This window comes from Vibrio sp. S234-5 (assembly GCF_000960595.1).
In the GTDB taxonomy this organism is placed as follows: domain Bacteria; phylum Pseudomonadota; class Gammaproteobacteria; order Enterobacterales; family Vibrionaceae; genus Vibrio.
Genome location: NZ_JZAM01000034.1, coordinates 1 through 383, shown reverse-complemented (window position 1 = coordinate 383; position 383 = coordinate 1). Strand labels below are relative to the sequence as shown.

The following is a 383-nucleotide window of genomic DNA, read 5'->3' as shown; positions in this document are numbered from 1 at the left end:
TTCTCGAAGAGCAATGATTCGTATGATTTTTCTTTTCGTCGTGCTAGGCGCAGGATTGTGTGCTGGTACACAATTTGCCGGCCAACAAGGTTATGTGTTGATCGCGGTAGCCAACAGCGCCATAGAGATGAGTGTAACGAAGTTGGTTATCTTTAACGTCGCGACTCTGGCAGGATTGTTCGCTTTGGAGTACCTCGCCAAAAAAGTGATTTATACCAGCGTCACCACTTGGAACTGGTTTAGTGTACGTAAAATGCGCCGCTCACGTCGTTACACCAATGAAGGCATCATTATGCCGCTGGAAGGGGATTCGAAAGGGGCTGAGAAAAAAGTGACACGCTGGGCTAATCATCACGATATGCCGCTGTTGTGCTACTTGGTTG

The 383-nt window shown here is 47.8% G+C and carries 1 protein-coding gene; it reads left to right on the top strand.

Going from position 1 to position 383, the window contains the following annotated elements:
* Nucleotides 1–13 precede the first annotated feature (13 nt).
* Nucleotides 14–383 (top strand): heme biosynthesis protein HemY (locus tag UF06_RS01090; protein WP_045568801.1); only part of this gene is annotated, 370 nt, incomplete at its 3' end.